This is a genomic window from Roseicyclus sediminis (assembly GCF_025515305.1).
GTDB lineage: Bacteria > Pseudomonadota > Alphaproteobacteria > Rhodobacterales > Rhodobacteraceae > Roseibacterium > Roseibacterium sediminis.
The window spans coordinates 243,567-262,280 of record NZ_JAOPHT010000003.1 but is presented as its reverse complement, the minus strand read 5'-3'; the positions used below and the strand labels follow the sequence as shown (position 1 = coordinate 262,280).

At 68.2% G+C, this 18,714-nt stretch carries 17 protein-coding genes; 7 read left to right on the top strand and 10 right to left on the bottom strand.

Annotated elements, in window-relative coordinates; genetic code table 11:
- Nucleotides 1-6: 6 nt before the first annotated feature.
- From N8I71_RS06115 to dxs, 4 genes are read left to right on the top strand one after another with little or no spacing between them, the layout of a single operon-like run.
- The gene (locus N8I71_RS06115; RefSeq protein WP_262877057.1) at nt 7-942 is read left to right on the top strand and encodes a histone deacetylase family protein; all 936 of its coding nucleotides are present in this window, start codon (nt 7-9) and stop codon (nt 940-942) included.
- Nucleotides 939-1,184, top strand: coding sequence for an exodeoxyribonuclease VII small subunit (locus tag N8I71_RS06110; protein ID WP_262877056.1), 246 nt, complete (start codon nt 939-941; stop codon nt 1,182-1,184). The genes N8I71_RS06115 and N8I71_RS06110 overlap by 4 nt, the downstream gene beginning before the upstream one ends.
- A gap of 4 nt (nt 1,185-1,188) precedes the next feature.
- Nucleotides 1,189-2,055, top strand: a complete 867-nt coding sequence (locus N8I71_RS06105; protein ID WP_262877055.1) for a polyprenyl synthetase family protein — start codon at nt 1,189-1,191, stop codon at nt 2,053-2,055.
- Between the two features lie 42 nt (nt 2,056-2,097).
- Nucleotides 2,098-4,017 (top strand): 1-deoxy-D-xylulose-5-phosphate synthase, encoded by a 1,920-nt coding sequence (gene dxs / locus N8I71_RS06100; protein ID WP_262877054.1) that lies wholly within the window; start codon nt 2,098-2,100, stop codon nt 4,015-4,017.
- Here dxs and arsB read toward each other — a convergent pair.
- The 10 genes from arsB to hslO all read right to left on the bottom strand — a co-directional run bounded on the left by arsB (nt 4,014) and on the right by hslO (nt 14,928).
- Nucleotides 4,014-5,033 (bottom strand): ACR3 family arsenite efflux transporter, encoded by a 1,020-nt coding sequence (arsB, locus tag N8I71_RS06095; RefSeq protein WP_262877053.1) that lies wholly within the window; start codon nt 5,031-5,033, stop codon nt 4,014-4,016. The genes dxs and arsB overlap by 4 nt on opposite strands.
- Before the next feature lie 73 nt (nt 5,034-5,106).
- Complete coding sequence (locus N8I71_RS06090; RefSeq protein WP_262877052.1) at nt 5,107-5,904, bottom strand: ion transporter; 798 nt, start codon at nt 5,902-5,904, stop codon at nt 5,107-5,109.
- 15 nt (nt 5,905-5,919) lie between these two features.
- Complete coding sequence (locus tag N8I71_RS06085; RefSeq protein ID WP_262877051.1) at nt 5,920-7,143, bottom strand: class I SAM-dependent RNA methyltransferase; 1,224 nt, start codon at nt 7,141-7,143, stop codon at nt 5,920-5,922.
- 6 nt (nt 7,144-7,149) lie between these two features.
- Nucleotides 7,150-7,569 (bottom strand): VOC family protein, encoded by a 420-nt coding sequence (locus N8I71_RS06080; protein ID WP_262877050.1) that lies wholly within the window; start codon nt 7,567-7,569, stop codon nt 7,150-7,152.
- A 57-nt stretch (nt 7,570-7,626) separates the two neighbouring features.
- Complete coding sequence (locus tag N8I71_RS06075; protein ID WP_262877049.1) at nt 7,627-9,480, bottom strand: ABC transporter ATP-binding protein; 1,854 nt, start codon at nt 9,478-9,480, stop codon at nt 7,627-7,629.
- Nucleotides 9,477-11,324, bottom strand: coding sequence for an ABC transporter ATP-binding protein (locus N8I71_RS06070; RefSeq protein WP_262877240.1), 1,848 nt, complete (start codon nt 11,322-11,324; stop codon nt 9,477-9,479). Before N8I71_RS06070 ends, N8I71_RS06075 begins: the two co-directional genes overlap by 4 nt.
- Before the next feature lie 47 nt (nt 11,325-11,371).
- The gene (locus tag N8I71_RS06065; protein ID WP_262877048.1) at nt 11,372-11,953 is read right to left on the bottom strand and encodes a LysE family translocator; all 582 of its coding nucleotides are present in this window, start codon (nt 11,951-11,953) and stop codon (nt 11,372-11,374) included.
- 233 nt (nt 11,954-12,186) lie between these two features.
- Nucleotides 12,187-13,332, bottom strand: a complete 1,146-nt coding sequence (locus N8I71_RS06060; RefSeq protein ID WP_262877047.1) for a CCA tRNA nucleotidyltransferase — start codon at nt 13,330-13,332, stop codon at nt 12,187-12,189.
- On the bottom strand, nt 13,329-13,922 hold the full coding sequence (locus N8I71_RS06055; protein WP_262877046.1) for a CoA pyrophosphatase: 594 nt from the start codon (nt 13,920-13,922) through the stop codon (nt 13,329-13,331). Before N8I71_RS06055 ends, N8I71_RS06060 begins: the two co-directional genes overlap by 4 nt.
- Nucleotides 13,906-14,928: an Hsp33 family molecular chaperone HslO gene (gene hslO / locus N8I71_RS06050; RefSeq protein ID WP_262877045.1), complete on the bottom strand. Its 1,023-nt coding sequence runs from the start codon at nt 14,926-14,928 to the stop codon at nt 13,906-13,908. The genes N8I71_RS06055 and hslO overlap by 17 nt, the downstream gene beginning before the upstream one ends.
- A 171-nt stretch (nt 14,929-15,099) precedes the next feature.
- Between hslO and N8I71_RS06045 the strand changes: the two genes are divergently transcribed.
- From N8I71_RS06045 to N8I71_RS06035, 3 genes are all read left to right on the top strand, one after another.
- Nucleotides 15,100-16,347 carry a glycosyltransferase family 4 protein gene (locus N8I71_RS06045; protein WP_262877044.1) on the top strand — a complete coding sequence of 416 codons (1,248 nt, stop codon included), beginning with the start codon at nt 15,100-15,102 and terminating at the stop codon, nt 16,345-16,347.
- A gap of 139 nt (nt 16,348-16,486) precedes the next feature.
- Entirely contained in the window at nt 16,487-17,509 is a 1,023-nt protein-coding gene (gene galE, locus N8I71_RS06040) for a UDP-glucose 4-epimerase GalE (protein ID WP_262877043.1), read from the top strand.
- Nucleotides 17,506-18,522, top strand: coding sequence for an NAD-dependent epimerase/dehydratase family protein (locus N8I71_RS06035; RefSeq protein WP_262877042.1), 1,017 nt, complete (start codon nt 17,506-17,508; stop codon nt 18,520-18,522). The genes galE and N8I71_RS06035 overlap by 4 nt, the downstream gene beginning before the upstream one ends.
- Nucleotides 18,523-18,714: the final 192 nt, after the last annotated feature.

The window sequence follows — 18,714 nt, the reverse complement described above, 5'->3', positions numbered from 1 at the left end:
ATCGCCATGACGACCCTCCTGATCGAGAACCCCCACGGCCTCGGGCATGTCACGCCGCCGGGCCACCCCGAGCAGGTGGCGAGGCTGGAGGCGGTCACGGCCGCCCTCGCCATGCCATCCTTCGGGGGGCTGCTGCGCGAGGGCGCGGAGCCAGCGACCCGCGATGACCTCGTTCTGGCCCATCCCGACACCTACGTGGACGCGATCGAGGCCGCCATTCCCGAGCGGGGCTGGCATGCGTTCGACCCGGACACCCACGCAAGCCCCGGCACGTGGCAGGCCGCGGTGCGAGGCGTCGGCGGCTGCATCGCGGCGGTCGACGCGGTCCTCGACGGGCGCGCGGGCAATGCCTTCGTCGCCACGCGCCCCCCCGGCCACCATGCCGAGAAGCGACGCCCGATGGGGTTTTGCCTTTTCGGCAACGTCGCCATCGCGGCGCGGCATGCGCTGGAGCGGCGCGGCCTTTCGCGCGTGGCGGTCGTGGATTTCGACGTCCACCACGGCAACGGGACGCAGGACATCCTCTGGGACGAGCCGCGCGCGCTGTTTGTCTCCAGCCACCAGATGCCGCTTTATCCCGGCACCGGCGCAGCTTCCGAACGCGGCGCGTCGGACAACGTCCTGAACGTGCCGCTCGCGCCCGGAACGGGCGGGGCCGAGATGCGCGCGGCCTATACGTCCCGCGTCTTTCCGGCACTCCGCGACTTCGCGCCGGAACTCATCCTCGTCTCGGCGGGGTTCGACGCGCACCGGGCCGATCCGCTGGCAAACCTCGACTGGACCGAGGCCGATTTCGCCTGGCTCACCCGCGAGATCTGCGGGCTTGCCGACGAACTTTGCGCGGGCCGCGTGGTCTCGACACTCGAAGGCGGCTATGATCTTCCTGCGCTCGCGGCTTCGGTCGCGGCGCATGTGACGGAACTGATGGAGGCGGCCGGATGAGCGAGGAAAAACCCATCGAGGGGATGAGCTTCGAGGACGCGATCCGCGAGTTCGAGTCCGTGGTCTCGGCGCTCGACCGCGGCGACGTGGCGCTGGAGCAGTCGATCGCGCTCTACAAGCGTGGCGCGGCGCTCAAGGCCCATTGCGAGACCAAGCTGAAGGAAGCCGAGGAGCAGGTCGAACAGATCACCCTCGACGGAAACGGCAAGCCTACCGGCACGAAGCCCGCGGAAGGCATGTAGCCCGATGTTCGAGGACGCGCTCGGCGCGGCGCAGGACGCCATCGGCGGCTTCCTGTCGGAACGGCTCGGCACTCTCGGCGACGACCGCGTTGCCGAGGGGATGCGCTACGCCAGCGACGGGGGCAAACGGCTGCGGGGGTTTCTCGTGCTGGAAACGGCGGGCCTCTTCGGCGTGCCGCGGGACCAGGCGCTCTGGTCCGCGGCGGCGGTCGAATGCGTCCACGCCTACAGTCTCGTGCACGACGATCTGCCATCTATGGACGACGACGACCTTCGCCGGGGGCGGCCGACGGTTCACCGCAAGTGGGACGAGGCCACGGCGGTTCTCGTGGGCGACGCGCTCCAGACCTTTGCCTTCGAACTTCTGTCCGATCCCGCCGCGGGCGACGCGGAGCAGCGCGTGGCCCTTGTCGCGTCGCTGGCCAGGGCCAGCGGGGCTCAGGGCATGGTGCTGGGACAGGCGCAGGACATCGCGGCGGAAACCGCGGGCCGCGCGCTGACGCTCGACGAGATCACGGAATTGCAGGGCAACAAGACCGGCCGCCTGATCGAATGGCCGGCCGAGGCCGGGGCGATCCTCGGCCGTGCCGATCCCACGCCGCTCCGGACCTACGCAAGGGCCATCGGCCTTGCGTTCCAGATCGCCGACGACATCCTCGATGTGACAGGCGACAGCGCCAAGGCGGGCAAGGCGCTCAGGAAGGATGCCGAGGCCGGCAAGGCGACCTTCGTCTCGCTGCTCGGCCTCGACGGCGCACGCGCCCGCGCCGGGGCACTGGTCGGGGAGGCCTGCGCCGCGCTCGCGCCCTATGGCGAGAGGTCGCAGAACTTGCAGGCCCTTGCGCGCTACATTATCGCCCGCGAGATGTGAAACGGACGGCAACGTCGACAACAAGGTTCTGCGAGGCCAGCGATGAGCGAGCGACCCGCGACACCCCTTCTTGACCGGGTGCACTCCCCGGCGGACCTCAAGCAGTTCCGCGACGCGGAGCTGCGCCGGCTCGCCGATGAACTGCGGTCGGAAACCATCTGGTCCGTCAGCCAGACGGGCGGGCATTTCGGCGCAGGCCTGGGCGTGGTGGAACTGACCGTGGCGATCCACGCCGTCTTCGACACGCCGCGCGACAAGCTGATCTGGGATGTCAGCCATCAGTGCTACCCCCACAAGATCCTGACCGGGCGCCGTGACCAGATGCTGACGATCCGGCAGAAGGACGGCCTGTCGGGTTTCACCAAGCGCTCGGAAAGCCCCTATGACCCCTTCGGCGCCGCTCATTCTTCTACAAGTATTTCGGCGGCCCTCGGGTTCGTCATGGCGCGGGAATTGGGCGGCGATTGCCCCACGGGTCATGGTGACGCCATCGCGGTGATCGGCGACGGCGCGCTGTCGGGCGGCATGGCCTACGAGGCGATGAACAACGCGGGCCACCTGGGCAAGCGTCTGATCGTCATCCTGAACGACAACGAGATGTCGATCGCTCCGCCCACCGGCGCCATGTCGAGCTATCTCTCGCGGCTCTACGCTGGTGCGCCGTTCCAGGAGTTGAAGGCCGCCGCCAAGGGCGCCGTCTCGCTCCTGCCCGAACCGTTCCAGGAGGGCGCACGGCGGGCGAAGGAATTGCTGAAGGCCGCGACGGTCGGCGGGACGCTCTTCGAGGAGCTCGGCTTCTCCTATATCGGTCCGATCGACGGCCACGACATGGAGCAGCTTCTTGCCGTCCTGCGTACCGTGAAGGCGCGGGCCGACGGGCCGGTCCTGATCCACGCGATCACCAGGAAGGGCAAGGGCTATGCCGAGCATCGGCCCGACAGGGGCCACGCCACCGCGCGCTTCGATGTGCGCACCGGCGAGCAGGCCAAGGCCAAATCCAACGCGCCGAGCTACACCAAGGTCTTCGCCCGGTCGCTGATCCGCGAGGCGGAGGAGGACGAGAAGATCGTCGCCGTCACCGCCGCGATGCCCGATGGGACCGGCCTCGACCTCTTCGGCGAACGTTTCCCCGCGCGCACCTTCGACGTGGGCATCGCCGAGCAGCACGCCGTCACCTTCTGCGCGGGCATGGCCGCCGGCGGTCTGAAACCCTTCGCGGCGATCTACTCCACCTTCCTGCAGCGCGGTTACGACCAGGTCGTCCACGACGTGGCGATTCAGCGCCTTCCCGTCCGCTTCGCCATAGACCGCGCCGGGCTGGTGGGCGCCGACGGCGCGACCCATGCGGGAAGCTACGACACGGCCTTCCTGTCGAACCTGCCCGGGTTCGTCGTCATGGCCGCCGCCGACGAGGCGGAGCTTGTGCACATGATCCGCACGGCCGTCGAGATCGACGATGGCCCCTCGGCCTTCCGCTATCCGCGGGGCGAGGGCGTGGGGGTGGAGATGCCGGAACGCGGCGTCGCGCTGGAGATCGGCCGCGGCCGGATGATCGCCGAGGGAAACCGCGTCGCGCTCCTGAACTTCGGCGCGCGGCTCAAGGAGGTGCGGGAGGCCGCCGAGACGCTGGCCGCGCGCGGCCTGACGCCCACCGTGGCCGATGCGCGCTTCTCCAAGCCGCTCGACGAGGAAATGATCCTGCAGCTCGCCCGCCACCACGAGGCGCTGATCACCGTCGAGGAAGGCGCGGTGGGTGGGTTCGGCAGCCACGTCGCGCACCTGCTGGCCGAGCGGGGGGTCTTCGACACGGGGCTGAAGTATCGCTCGATGGTGCTGCCCGATGTGTTCATCGATCAGGCCAGCCCGCACGACATGTACGCCGTGGCGAAGATGAACGCCGAGGATATCGTGCAGAAGGTGCTGACGACGCTGGGCGTGGCCACGCTGGAGAAGCGGGCCTAGGCGGGAAAACGCGCGCGTGTCCGGTTGGCGAAGGCGACGAGGCTCAGCATCACGGGCACCTCGACGAGGACGCCGACAACCGTGACCAGCGCCGCGCCCGAGTTCAGGCCAAAGAGGCCGATGGCCACCGCGACGGCCAGCTCGAAGAAATTCGACGTTCCGATCAGGGCGCAGGGCGCGGCCACGCGGTGCGGCACGCCCCACGCCCAGGCCCAGCCGTAAGCCAGCGCGAAGATCCCGTAGGACTGGATCAGGATCGGCGTCGCAAGCATCAGGATCAGCACCGGTTGCGCCAGAATCACCGATCCCTGAAAGCCGAAGAGAAGGACGACCGTCAGAAGCAGGCCGAGCACCGAAGCAGGCTTGATCCGCCTCCGAAAGGTATCGACGGCATCCTGCCCACCGCGTGAAATCAGCCACGACCGCGTTGCCAGGCCGGCCGCGAGCGGGATCGCGACATAGAGCACGACGGACAGAACCAGCGTTTCCCAGGGCACGGCGATCTCGGTGACGCCCAGCAGGAGCGCCACGATCGGCGCGAAGGCGAAGACCATGATCACGTCGTTCAGGGATACCTGCACCAGCGTGTAGTTCGGATCGCCCTTCGTCAGCTGCGACCAGACGAAGACCATCGCCGTGCAAGGGGCCGCACCCAGCAGGATCAGCCCCGCGATGTATTGCGCGGCATCGGCCGGATCGATCATGTCGGCAAAGACATGGCGGAAGAACAGAACGCCCAGCGCCGCCATGGTGAACGGCTTGATGAGCCAATTCACGATGACCGTGATGACAAGGCCCTTGGGCTTGCGGCCGATGCCCGCGAGGCTGCCGATGTCCACCGCGATCATCATCGGGTAGACCATCGCCCAGATCAGCACCGCGACGACAAGGTTGACCGAGGCGTACTCGATCTGCGCAAGCAGGCCGAAGACGGCGGGAAGCACCTGCCCCAGCGCGAGCCCCGCAAGGATCGCCGCGAGGACCCAGAGGGAAAGGTAGCGTTCGAAACTGGTCAACGGACCGCCCCCCCTGGTTCAATCGCGGCGTGCTGGACCAATACCCGGTCGCCGGGAAAAGGCGCAAGGCGCCTCAGTTTCCGCGTTCCTCCAGCCGCTCCTCGATCTTCCGGAGCCGCTCCAGCACCTCGTCTCGATACTTGTCCGTCGCGGCGTTGCTCTCCTCGGAATGGGCGTCCTGCATCGAGTTCACCACGAGACCGACGATCAGGTTCACCACCGCGAAGGTCGTGACCATGATGAACGGCACGAAGAACGCCCAGGCATAGGGGTAGACCTCCAGCACCGGACGCACGATGCCCATCGACCAGCTTTCCAGCGTCATGACCTGGAACAGCGTGTAGAGCGAGGCACCGAGCGTGCCGAACCAGTCGGGGAAACTCGCGCCGAACAGCTTCGTCGCCATCACCGCGCCGATGTAGAAGATGATCGACATCAGAAGGAACACCGAGCCCATCCCCGGCAGCGCCGTGAACAGCCCCTCGACCACCCGGCGGAGCGACGGGACCGCCGAGACGATGCGCAGAACCCGCAGGATGCGCAGTGCGCGGAGCACCGAAAGCCCCTGCGCTGCGGGCACAAGCGCGATCCCGACGATGATGAAATCGAAGACGTTCCAGCCCGAACGGAAGAACCGCGGCCCGAGCGCGACCAGCTTCAACGCGATCTCGACGACGAAGACCGCGAGGCAGGCCCGATCGAGCGCGTAGATGAGCGACCCCCACCGCGCCATCAGCGTGTCGGACGTCTCCATCCCCAGCACGACGGCGTTGAACACGATCACCCCGATGATCGTGTAGCGGACCTGTGGACGCTCCAGCCATTCGGCCAGACGGGTGCGGAAGCCGCTCGGAACGGTCGTGTCTGTCATGGGATCCCTCGCGCGTTAGCGCGTCATATGGGGAAGGCTGAACGAGGCGGCAAGCTCCACATGCGGGGACCAGCGGAACTGGTCCACGGGCTGCACCCAATTCAGGCGGTAGCCGGCCGCGGCGAGTATCGCGGCGTCACGCGCGAAGGTCACCGGGTTGCAGGAGACGGCGGCGATCCGGGGCACCTGCGCCTCGGCAAGCGCGCGGGTCTGCGCCTCGGCGCCCGCGCGGGGCGGGTCGATGACCACGGCGTCGAAACGGCCAAGCTCATCGGCTGACAATGGACGGCGGAAGAGGTCGCGCCTTTCCGTGGTCACGGGGCGCAATCCGGGCGTGTGCCGGGCGGCCGTGTCCAGCGCGGCCAGAAGATCGCCCTCCCCTTCCACCGCATGGACCGGCGCGCCCTCCGCCAGCGGAAGGGCGAAGGTGCCGCATCCGGCGAAGAGATCGGCGATGCGCGTGGCGCCCTGCGTCGCCTCCCGAACGGCGTCGAGCAGCGTCGCCTCGCCATCCGGCGTGGCCTGCAGGAAGGCGCCGGGCGGCGGTGTGACGGCCGCCGCGCCGAAGTGCTGGACGGGCGCGGCATCCAGGAAAACCGGCTCGTCCTCCCAGGTCAGGCGGATGAAATGCGCCGCGAACCGGGGCAGCGCGGCGCGGAGCGGGCCGTCGAGCGGCTTGCCCCCGGTCACGCGAAGGTCGACCCCCGCAGGCGAAAGCGTCACGGCGAGGCCGAGAACGGCGCTGCGCGATGCGCCGAGGCGTGACAGCTCCTCCAGCGCGGGCAGGGTCGCCAAAAGATCCGGCGCAAGCACCTGGCAATCCGGCACAGGCACGATCGTGTCGGACCGACGCGCGTGGAAACCGACCAGCACGCCTTTCTTCGTGCGCCGCCCGGCCAGCGTGGCGCGGCGGCGCGACGCCGGCGGCGAGGTGTGAATGGGCCGCATCGCCGCCCCAAGGCCGTGGGCGGCAAGGGCCGTCTCGATCACCTGCGTCTTCCAGGCCGCCACGAAGCCGTCCGAGGCATGCATCAGCGCGCAGCCGCCGCAACTCCGGTAGTGACGGCAGGGTGCGGCGACCCTGTCGGGCGAGGGCGTCACGATTCTCGGCGCTTCGATCCGGTCGTCCGCGATCACGCCCTCCACCACCTCGCCGGGCAGGGCGAGCGGAACGTAGACCGGCCCATCGGCGATTCCGTCACCGTGGTGGCCAAGCCGGTGGATGGTGACCTCGACCATGGCGGTTCAGGCGGGAACGGCCGGGCTGAAGGCATAGCCTTCCGGGCTGAGGATGGTGCATTCCCGCAAGCCGTGCGGCTTGTCCGCGACAGGCTCCAGCACCATGTGCGCCGCTGCCTCCGCCCGCTTTGCGGCCTCGTCCGGGTCGATCCCGAAGAGGTAAAGCTGCGCGCCGGCCCCGCGCGGCGGCATTTCGGGGACAATCCCGAGCAGCGGGTGCGCGCCATAGGTCCGGTCGGAGTGGATCTGGAACACCGAAGGCCCGTGCAGCACGATCGCGAAATCGTCGCTCAGGCGATGTATGGTCAGGCCGAACACGTCCGAGAAGAATGCCGCGAGGCCGCGTACATTCGCGGTCAGAAGGTTCACGCCGAGCCCCCTCAGGCTGCGCCCGAATTCATCGGCGGACACGGTGTCGTACTCCATGGCTCTCCCTCCCCAATATGTCAGTGATGCTGACATGATTTCGGGATCAAGGCCAGCCTATTCCGCCGCGTCCGCGTGAATGAAGCCGCCCGACTGCCGGTTCCAGTAGCGCGCATAAAGCCCGTCCCGCGCCAGCAACGTGTCGTGCGTGCCGTCCTCGACGATCCGCCCGGCATCGAGCACGATGATCCGGTCCATCGCCGCGAGCGTCGACAACCGATGGGCGATGGCGATCACGGTCTTGCCTTCCATGATGTCGGTCAGGGTCGACTGGATCGCGGCCTCCACCTCGCTGTCGAGCGCGCTGGTGGCCTCGTCCAGGACCAGGACCGGCGCATCCTTGAGGAAGGCGCGGGCAAGCGCGATGCGCTGCCGCTGCCCGCCGGAAAGCTTCACGCCCCGCTCGCCCAGATGCGCGTCGTACCCCTCGCGCCCGCGATGGTCCCTGAGTGACAGGATGAAGTCATGCGCCTCGGCACGACGCGCGGCGGCGAAAACCTCCTCGTCGCTGGCGTCGGGGCGCCCGTAGCGGATGTTCTCCATCGCGCTCCGGTTGAACATGGCGGTTTCCTGCGTGACCATGGCGATCTGCCGCCGCAGGCTGTCCTGCGTGACCGTCCGGATATCCGTCCCGTCCAGCGTGATCCGCCCTGCCTCGGTGTCGTAGAGCCGCATCAGGAGCGCGACGAGCGTCGACTTGCCCGCCCCCGACGCGCCCACGATGCCGATCTTCTGCCCCGGCTCCACCACGAGGTCGATCCCCTCGACGCCGCCGACCTGCCGCCCATAGGCGAAGCTGACGTCCTCGTAGGCGATCCGACCGGAAATGCGCGGCAACGGCGTGGCGTCCGGCGCGTCGGTCAGGGCATGCGGTGGCGTCAGGGTGCGCATTCCGTCCTCGACCTCGCCCACATTGGCGTAGACCGTCATCAGCGTGAAACTGACCCAGCCCGTCATCTGGGCGATCCGCATGGCGATCGCGCCGGTGGCCGCGATTTCGCCCGGTGTGGCCTGGCCACCCTGCCAGAGCAGGACCGCGCCCAGCACGAGAATGACCGGCAGAAGGCCCGCCGTGCCCATCAGCGCGAACCGGAACCCGGTCGAGAGATAGCCGAAGGCCAGCGCCGTCTGGCGATAGCCCTGCAGCGCGTCGATGGCCGCCTCGTCCTCATGCTCGGTATGACCGAACAGCTTCACGGTCTTGATGTTGGTGATCGTGTCGACGATCTGCCCCGTCACGTTGGCACGCGCCGCAGCCCGGTTCTTCGACCGCACCCGGATGCGCGGCAGGAACCAGCGGATCATGTAGAAGTAGCCGACCAGCCAAACCAGAAGCGCGAGCCCGATCCGCCAGTCGATCGCCGTCAGCATCGCCAGCGCCCCGACCAGCGTCGCGACCGCGAAGGCGCCCGCGTTGATGACCTCCGTCACCACGTTCACCAGCGCGGTCGCAGTCTGCATCTGCTTTTGCGCGATCCGGCCAGCGAAATCGTTGTCGAAGAACGTCACCGAATGCCCCAGCGACCATCGATGCAGGCGGCTCTGGATCAGCGGCGCCAGGTTCGGCGGCAGGACAATGCCGTTGAACGCGGCGGAGGCACCGAAGAACAGCGGGCGCAGCAGCAGGTAGAAGACGACATAAAGGACGATGAGGCCCAGGTTTTCTCCGAAGTACCCGTCGCTTCCGGCGGAGGTGCTGTCGACCAGCACTCCCAGAAGCCAGGCCGCGCCGACCTCCATCCCGCCGGCAAGCCCGGAGAGGACGGCCGCAAGCACGATCACCGGCCATGAACCCGCGAGGCACCAGCGGATGAACGGCCAGAGCGTGCCGGGCGGCGGACCTTCGGCGGGCGCGAAGCCATCGATCATCTCGCCCAGCCCGGCGAGGAGGTTGCGGACTTTCCCCGTCATTCCGCCGCCTCTGCCTCGGTTCCGATGAAGCCGCCGGACTGCCGCGCCCAGAACCCGCCATAGAGCCCGCCGCGCGCCAGGAGGTCCGCGTGGCTCCCTTCCTCGGCGACGCGGCCCTCGTCCAGAACCACGATGCGGTCCATGTGCGCGATGGTCGACAGCCGGTGCGCGATGGCGATGACGGTCTTGCCCTCCATAACGCCGTAAAGCGTTTCCTGAATCGCCGCCTCGACCTCGCTGTCGAGCGCGCTGGTCGCCTCGTCGAGCACCAGGATCGGCGCATCCTTGAGGATCACGCGGGCGAGCGTCACGCGCTGCCTTTGTCCGCCCGAAAGCTTCACGCCGCGTTCGCCCACATGGGCGTCATAGCCGGCGCGCCCCTGCGGATCGGTCAGCTCGAGGATGAAGTCATGCGCCTCGGCGCGTTTCGCGGCGGCGATCATCTCGGCCTCCGTCGCATCGGGGCGGCCATAAAGGATGTTGTCCCGAACCGAGCGGTGCAGAAGCGCGCTGTCCTGGGCCACCATGCCGATGCGGTGGCGGAGGCTGTCCTGGGTGACGCCACGAATGTCCTGCCCGTCGATACGGATCGACCCGCCTTCCACGTCGTAGAACCGCAGGAGAAGCTTCACGAGTGTCGACTTGCCGGCGCCGGACCGACCCACGAGGCCCACCTTCTCGCCCGGACGGATCGTCAGGCTCACCCGGTCGAGCCCGCCCGCCCCGCGGCCATAGTGGTGCGAGACACCGTCGAAGACGATCTCTCCCCGGTCGAAGTCGAGCGGCCGCGCATCCGGTGCGTCGGTCAGCGTGAGGGGATCGGTGATCGTCTCCATCCCTTCCGCAACGACGCCGAGCGAGCGGAAGAAGGAGGATACCGCCCACATGATCCAGCCCGTCATGGCATTGAGCCGCAGCGTCAGCGCCGTGGCCGCGGCGACCGTGCCCACGCTTGCCGAGCCCGCGGCCCAGAGCCAGACAGCCCAGCCCACGACCGCAACGATCAGAAGGCCGTTCAGGATCGTCAGGACCACGTCCATCACGGAAAAAAGGCGCATCTCGCGGGCGAAGGTGCGCCGCGTCTGCTCGATCGATTCGCGGGCGTATTCGATCTCGCGATCATGATGCGCGAAAAGCTTCACCGAATGGATGTTGGTGTAGCTGTCCACGACGCGCCCCGTCGTCGCGGACCGCGCGTCCGCGCTGGCCTGCGAGGCGGGGCCGATCCGCACGATCGTCCACCGCAGGAGCACGCCATAGAGCGCGAACCACACGATCAAGGGCAGCAGAAGCCGGGGGTCCGCCCCCGCCAGAAGCACGGCGGCGCCGATCAGGTAGGCCAGCGCGAAGGCGATCGCGTCGAAGACCTGGAACACCGCGTCGCCGCCGCTGGTGGGCGTCTGCATGATGCGGTTGGCGATCCGGCCGGCGAAGTCGTTCTCGAACCAGCCGACCGACTGTTTCAGCACCTGCCTGTGCGCCCGCCAGCGGATCAGCGTGCCGAAGTTCGGCAGGATCGCGTTGTTCAGGAGAATGGCGCTCAGCCCCTGCAGGACAGGGCGGATCAGGAGGACGAAAAGCGCAGCGAGAATCAGCTCGGTCCCGTGGGCGTCGAGCACGTCCTGGGCGGTGCCGCCCGACAGGAGATCGACGACCCGACCCATGTACCAGATGAGGCCGATCTCGATCGTGGCGACGATGACGGCCATGACGGCGGCCATCGCGTAGACCTTCTTGAAGGGCTGAGAGTAGTCCCACAGGAACGCGAAAAGACGCCGGGGCGGAGCGTCCGTCTCGGGGTAGGCCGTGTAGGGATCGACCAGGGTCTCGAAGAAATGGAATATCCGGGAAAACATGCACGCCGTCCTGACCTCACCATATAGGCCGAAGGTTACAGGAAGACCATGACAGCCGACGCCCCGAGGCCCGCCGCCATGATCCGGGCGAAGATGGACCATGCCTTCGCGTCCCTGAGCAACAGCGACAGGAGCGATCCCGCGAAGCTCCAGAACAGGCAAACAAAAAGGTTGATGCCCGCGAAGGCGAGCGCCAGCCGCTGCGCCTCCTCGATCGGCGACAGTCCGAGGCTGTAGCCCGATGCCGCGGCGACCGCGATGGCCCAGACCTTCGGATTGACCCATTGAAACAGCGCCGCGCGGGTCACGCCCCAGGGCCGATCCTCCGAGCGGCGCTCGGTCGAACCGGGCTCGGAATGCCACAGCCGCCAGGCCATCACGCCGATCCAGGCGGCGGCCACGGCGCTCAGGCCGGTTTTCAGAACGGGCCACCCCTCGAGCAGGGCGCCGATCCCGAGCCCCGTCAGCCCGGCGGTCACGCCCACGCCGAGGGCCACGCCCGCCACATGGGGCAGCGTCGGGCGGAAACCGAAACGCGCGCCCGAGGCGGTCAGCAGTATGACATTCGGCCCCGGCGAGAAAAGTCCGAGGAATACGAAGAGGTAGAGCGGATCCATGGACTTCGTTCGTTGACGGCGCGCCAGCAAGACCGCGCCGCCCCGCCCCTGTCAAGCGCCGTGGCGGGGGGCGCTGCCCCCCGGGCCTGCGGCCTCCCCCCGGAGTTTTTCGCCAGGATGAAGGAGAACGCGGTCGCCTCTTCATCCTGGCCTCAAACTCCCGCCGGAGGCATCGGCGCCGGCGAGGGGCCTTCAGGTCCCGAGGTGGCGCCTGCCCGACGCCGCGGCCGGGCTCAGGACAGGAGTTCCGCGGCAGTCAGCGTGAATCCCGAGGCGATCCAGGCGCGTTCCAGACGGTCCAGCTCCGCGCCCAGCGCCGGCCCCTGGAAATCCGGCAGGAGATCGGCGGCGCGCAGCGGAAAGACCGCATCGGCGCCGGCGCGCGCCTCGGCAAGCGCATCGGCGTCCGGGGCCTGGCCGAAGGCCGCCGCGCGCAACAGCACGATGTCGCGCGCCATGTCCGCGCCGTGCCGATAGCCGAGTTCGCCCGCCCCGGTGCCCATCCCCATACCCTCGCGCAGCAACTCCAGCCGTCTTCCCTGTGCCCGCGACAGGCGCAGGCGGTCCGCGAGGTTCTCGCCGCCAAGCGCGGCGAGACGCCGGATCGGATCGGGGGCGAGGTCCTCCTCCAGCGCGACCAGCACCGGCAGGAGCCGCGCATCCGCCCCGGGCAGAAGGCGCGCGAGAACGCCGCTTGCCTCCATGGCCGCGACGGCAGGGGCGGGGTCGGGGGCGGCGAGGAGCTTGAGCATCTCGGCGCCGACCCGTTCGCGCGACAGGCGCGAAAGGCCCTCCGCCATTTCCGCCGACGCGGCGAGGCCCGCGGCATCGAGACCGCCATCGGGATCGGCGTACCAGGCGTGGAACCGGAAGAAGCGGAGAATCCTGAGGTAATCCTCGCGGATGCGGTCATGCGGATCGCCGATGAAGCGGACCCGTCGCGCCGCAAGGTCGTCCCGACCTTCGCCCGTCGGGTCGAGCACCGTCCCGTCCCGCGAGGCGTAGAGCGCGTTGATCGTGAAGTCGCGGCGGTGCGCGTCCTCCTCGAGACGGTCGGTATAGGCGACGGTGGCGCGGCGGCCGTCGGTCGAGACATCCCGCCGCAGCGTCGTCACCTCGAAGGGTCGGTGGTCGGCGACCAGAGTGACAGTCCCATGGTCCTCGCCGGTGGGGACCGACCGGAGGCCGGCGCCCTCGGCGATTTCGGCGACCCGGCCGGGCACGACGTCGGTCGCGATGTCGATATCGCCCGCCTCGCGGCCCAGGAGGCCGTCGCGCACGCAGCCGCCGACGAACCACGCCCGCGCGCCGCCCCGTTCAAGCGCCTCCATCACGGCCACGGTGGCCGGGTCGTCGAGCCAGTGGGCGCGGAGCTTCATCGCGACACCCGGTCGGCCAGCGACTTGAGGATCCGCGCGGTCGCGCCCCAGATGTAGTAGGGGCCGTAGGGCGCCACGTAGTAATGCCGCAGCGTGCCCCTCCAGCGACGGGCTTCGACCCGGTAGCGGGTCGGATCCATCAGGAAGGCGAGCGGAACGCGGAAGACCTCGGCCACTTCACCCTGCTCGGGCACGGCGGTGAAGTCGGCACGGACCTGGGCGAGGACCGGGGTCACGGTGTAGCCGGTCACCGTCTCATGCGCGGGAAGCTCGGCGATCAGCGCGACGTTCGCGGGGTCGAGGCCGACCTCCTCGCGCGCTTCCCGCAGGGCGGCGTCGGCGGGTCCCGCGTCGGTTGCGTCGATCTTGCCGCCGGGCAGCGCGATCTGCCCGGGATGATGCTTCAGGTGCGAGGCGCGCTTGGTCAGGATGACCCTGTCGCCGAGCACCGGGATCAGCACGGCGGCCGGACGCAGGCTCCGCCCTTCCGGCAGCACGATACCTGGGTTCAAGTCATAGTCCGACGAGGGTCGCGCGGAGTTCCTCTCCACCGCGGCCCGGATCGCCTCGAGGTCAATCGGCCGGCCCATCGTCTTCTCCGGCTTCGCCGGGCGGACGCTCGGCCTCGAAACCCAGGGTCCTGGGGTCGAACTCGTAATGGGCGCCGCAGAACTGGCAGTCGGCAGTGACGATGCCCTCGTCGGTGGTCATGTAACGGATGTCCTTGGCCGAGTAGATCGACAGGCTCTGCCGCACGCGATCGGCGGAACAGGTGCAGCCGAAGGCGACCGGCAGAGCGTCGAAGACGCGCGGCGCCTCCTCGTGGAACAATCGCACGAGCAGATCCGTGGGCGAGACCCGTGGACCGACGAGTTCGATCTCCTCGACGGTGTCGAGAAGCAGGTTGGCGCGGCGCCAGTTCTCGCGCGCATCATCGTCCACGAGGTCGCTCGCGGCCAGCAGACCGCCCTCGCCCGAGCCGCCCTCGCCGCCCACGCGCGGCGGCGCCTTCGGCATATGCTGCAGCATCACGCCGCCCGCACGCCAATGGGCCGGGCCGCCGGGTTCGCGGCTTTCGCCGTAGCTCAGCGCGAAGCGGGTCGGCAACTGCTCGGATTGGGCGAAATAGGTCTCGGCGCAGGCGGCGAGCGTGCCGCCGGAAAGCGGCGTGATCCCCTGGTAGGGGGCGGTGCCCTTGCCCTGGTCGATGAGGATGGCGAAATAGCCGTTTCCGATCTGACCGAAGGGCGCGGCGGAGCGTTGCAGCCGCTCGGCGTCATAGCTGGCAAAGGCGCGGATGGAGGCCGGGGCCCCCTCCTCCTTCGGCGCGAAGAAGTCGGTCGCGATCAGGCGGATCGGTCCGTCGCCACGCACCTGCAGCGACAGTTTCCAGCGCAGCTTGATGGTCTGCCCGATCAGCGCGGTCAGAAGCGCCATCTCGGCCACCAGCGCCTCAACCTCGGGCGGATAGGCGTGCTGATCGAGGATGCGCTCGAGCGTGCCGTCGAGGCGTGCCACCCGCCCGCGGATGTCGGACAGGTCGAGCTGGAAGGGAAGGACGGTATCGTCCCAGGCGATGCGGGCGGTAAGTGTCATGTCAGGTCCATTCGCGGCGCGCGCGCAGCCGGGCACGGGATTGCGCGCTTGGCTCCCATATAGGCGGGCGGGCCGCAATCCCAAAGCGTGGGCCGCCCGGCGATGGTTGCCTGCGGCATGGAGAATGGAAAGGATGCAGCGACGGAGCCCCCGGGAAGGCACGAGCGGGAAATGAACATTCTTTTCGTCCACCAGAATTTCCCCGGCCAGTACCGGGAGCTGTTCCAATGGTTCGTGGCCCGGGGCGAGCACCGGGTCGTCTTCCTGACCCAGAGGCGGGACGTGCCCGCGATGGCTGGCGCCGAGATCGTGACCTACGCTCCGCATCACCGCGCGGGGGCGGATGCCTACGCGCTGTCGTCCTACTGGGAGGATTGCTGCGGCAACGGTTATGGCGCGGCCGAGGCCTGCGAGGCGCTCAAGCGCAAGGGGTTCAGGCCGGATATCGTTCTCGGACACGTCGGTTGGGGCGAATTGACCTTCATGAAGCAGGTCTGGCCCGATGTGCCGATCCTGGGCTTCTTCGAATACTACTTCCTTTCGGAAGGCGGGTCCGTCGGCTTCGACCCCGAGTTTCCGTCCGGCACGCAGGCCCGTTTCACCCTGCATGCGCGCAATGCCGTGAACTTCGCCAATATCCAGACGGTGGACCTCGGCCATTGCCCGACCCACTGGCAGCGCGACACCTTCCCGGAGAGCTTCCACGACAAGCTTTATGTCTGCCACGACGGCATCCGCACCGACAGGCTGCGGCCGGACCCCGAGGCGCACGTGGCGCTTGGCCGTCTCGACCGGCCCCTGACCGCCCGGGACGAGGTCTTCACCTATATGGCCCGAAACATGGAGCCGGTGCGCGGCTTCCACGTCTTCATGCGGGCGCTGCCGCACATCCTCGACGCGCGGCCGAACGCGCGCGCGCTGATCATCGGCGGCAATGAGACGTCTTATGGACGCAAGAGCACCGAGCCCGGTGGCTACCGTGCCGAGATGGAGCGCGAGGTGGGGGATCGCGTCGACTGGAGCCGGGTGCATTTCCTCGGCCGCGTGCCCTATGCCGCGTACCGGCAGGTCATCCAGATCAGCCGCTGCCACATCTATCTGACGGTGCCCTTCGTGCTGTCGTGGTCACTGCTCGAGTCGATGTCGATGGGCGCGACCGTGGTCGCCTCGGATGTCGCCCCGGTGCGCGAGGCGGTCGAGCATGGGCGAACCGGCCTGCTCGTGGATTTCTTCCGACCCGAGGCGCTGGCCCGGCAGGTGGTCGAGGTGCTGGAGCGTCCCGGCGACTTCGCCAGCCTGGGCAGGGCGGCGCGGGACTTCATCGTGGAAACGCACGATTTCCACACGCGCGCCCTTCCCGTGCACCTCGACCGGATCAACTCGCTCCTACCCGCCGCACGCCGCGTCGCCCTTTCCTGAAGGTGCCGAGTACGCCCCGTCCGCGTGATCCCGCCGAGAAACCCCGTCTCGACAGGGGTTTGGGGTTTCCGCGACATGGCGCGATGTCGTATGCCGTCCCGGGGGGCGACAACGCGGCAGGCAGTCGAGGCGATAGACCATGGCGGGACGGCGCATCCTTCTGACCGGCGGGGCGGGTTACATCGGCTCCCACACGTTCCTCGCACTTGCCGAAGCGGGGCACGACGTCGTCATCCTCGACAATTTCGTGAACGCCCGGCGCAGCGTGGTCGACCGCCTCGCGCAGATCGTGGGCCGCCCGGTGGAGGCCATCGATGCGGACGTGCGGGATGCCGAAGCCCTCGAAGCAGCCTTCCGCAAAGGCGGGTTCGAGGCGGTGGTCCACTTCGCCGCGCTCAAGGCCGTGTCCGAGAGCGTCGAGAAACCGCTCGACTATTTCGACGTGAATATCGGTGGGCTCATGACTCTCCTGCGCGTCATGGAAGCGCATGATTGCCGCAGGCTGGTCTTCTCGTCCTCGGCCACGGTCTACGGTGTGCCCGACGAGACGCCGACGCCCGAGACCGCCGATTTCCGCGCGATGAACCCCTATGGCCATACCAAGATCATGGGCGAGCAGATCCTGAACTGGCTGTCGGCTTCGGACCCGCGATGGGCCATCGGCGCGCTGCGCTACTTCAATCCGGCGGGCGCGCACGGGTCCGCGATGATCGGCGAGGACCCGCGCGACATCCCCAACAACCTGTTCCCCTTCATCGCGAAGGTCGCCACCGGAGAGCTTTCGCGTATCAGGGTCTTCGGCAACGACTATGACACCCCCGACGGCACGGGCGTGCGCGACTACATTCATGTGGAGGACCTCGCGCGCGGCCATGCCCTGTCGCTCGACAAGCTGTTCGAGAGCGGGGAGGGGCACCTCGTGAACCTCGGCACAGGGCGCGGATATTCGGTGCTGGAGGTGATCGCCGCCTACAAGCGCGCCAGCAACCGCGACCTGCCCTTCGACATCGTGGACCGCCGTCCGGGCGATGTGCCGATCTACGTGGCAAGTGCCGGAAAGGCCGCCGAGGTGCTGGGTTTCCGGACCGAGCGGACGCTGGACGAGATGTGCGCAAGCTCCTGGGCCTGGATCTCGGGGCCGCACTCGGAGGGAACGGAATGACGCGCACGGCACTTGTCACCGGCGCGGCCGGCTTCATCGGTTACCACCTTTCCGCGCGCCTACTGTCCGAGGGATGGACGGTCATCGGCCTCGACGCGCTGACCGACTACTACGACGTCGCGCTCAAGGAGCGGCGGCAATCCATGCTGCTGCAAACCCCGGGCTACACCGCCGTGACCGAACGGATCGAGACACCCGGTGTACTCCACGGCCTGATGGAGACCCACCGCCCCGAGGCCGTCATCCACCTCGCCGCGCAGGCAGGTGTCCGCTATTCGATCGAGGCGCCCGAAAGCTATGTGGAGGCGAACCTGATCGGCACCTTCCGCCTTCTTGAGGCGATGCGCGCCTTTCCCCCGGCGCACAGCCTGCTCGCCTCCACATCGTCGGTCTACGGCGCGAATACCGAAATGCCCTATGGCGAGACGGCCAAGGCCGACACGCAGATGTCTTTCTACGCCGCGACCAAGAAGGCCAACGAGGCGATGGCGCATTCCTATGCGCATCTCTACGGCCTGCCGACCACGATGTTCCGCTTCTTCACGGTCTACGGACCCTGGGGACGGCCCGACATGGCATTGTTCAAGTTCACCCGCGCGATTCTGTCGGGCGCCCCGATCGAGGTCTACAACCACGGCGACATGAGCCGCGACTTCACCTATGTCGACGATCTGGTGGACGGGATCGTCCGGCTGATCGACGTCGCGCCCGAACGGCCCGAACGGCCCGAGGACATCGCGGAGGGCGACAGCCTCTCACCCGTCGCACCGTTCCGCATCGTGAACATCGGCAATTCCGAACCGGTTCGCCTTCTCGATTTCATCGAGGCGGTCGAGGCCGCGACGGGTCGCGACGCGGAAAAGATCCTCATGGACATGCAGCCCGGCGACGTGCCCGCCACCTGGGCCGACGCCACGCTGCTGCAGCGGTTGACGGGCGAGCGGCCGAAGACACCCGTTACCGAGGGCGTGGCCCGTTTCGTCGCCTGGTATCGCGATTATCACGGCATCTGAGCCCGCGATCACGCGGGGGTGATAATACTGTAATCATTACAGAAAATGTCCCTACAGGTCACGCCGGCGCGACCTGTTCTGACGCGGGCGTGAAGGCGGTGCGCCCGTGTGGACCCTTTGTGCACATGCGCACCGATCTCGCGTGTTTTTCCGAGTTTCGTGAATTGAAAGAGAGGGTCCGTGGGGGCATCT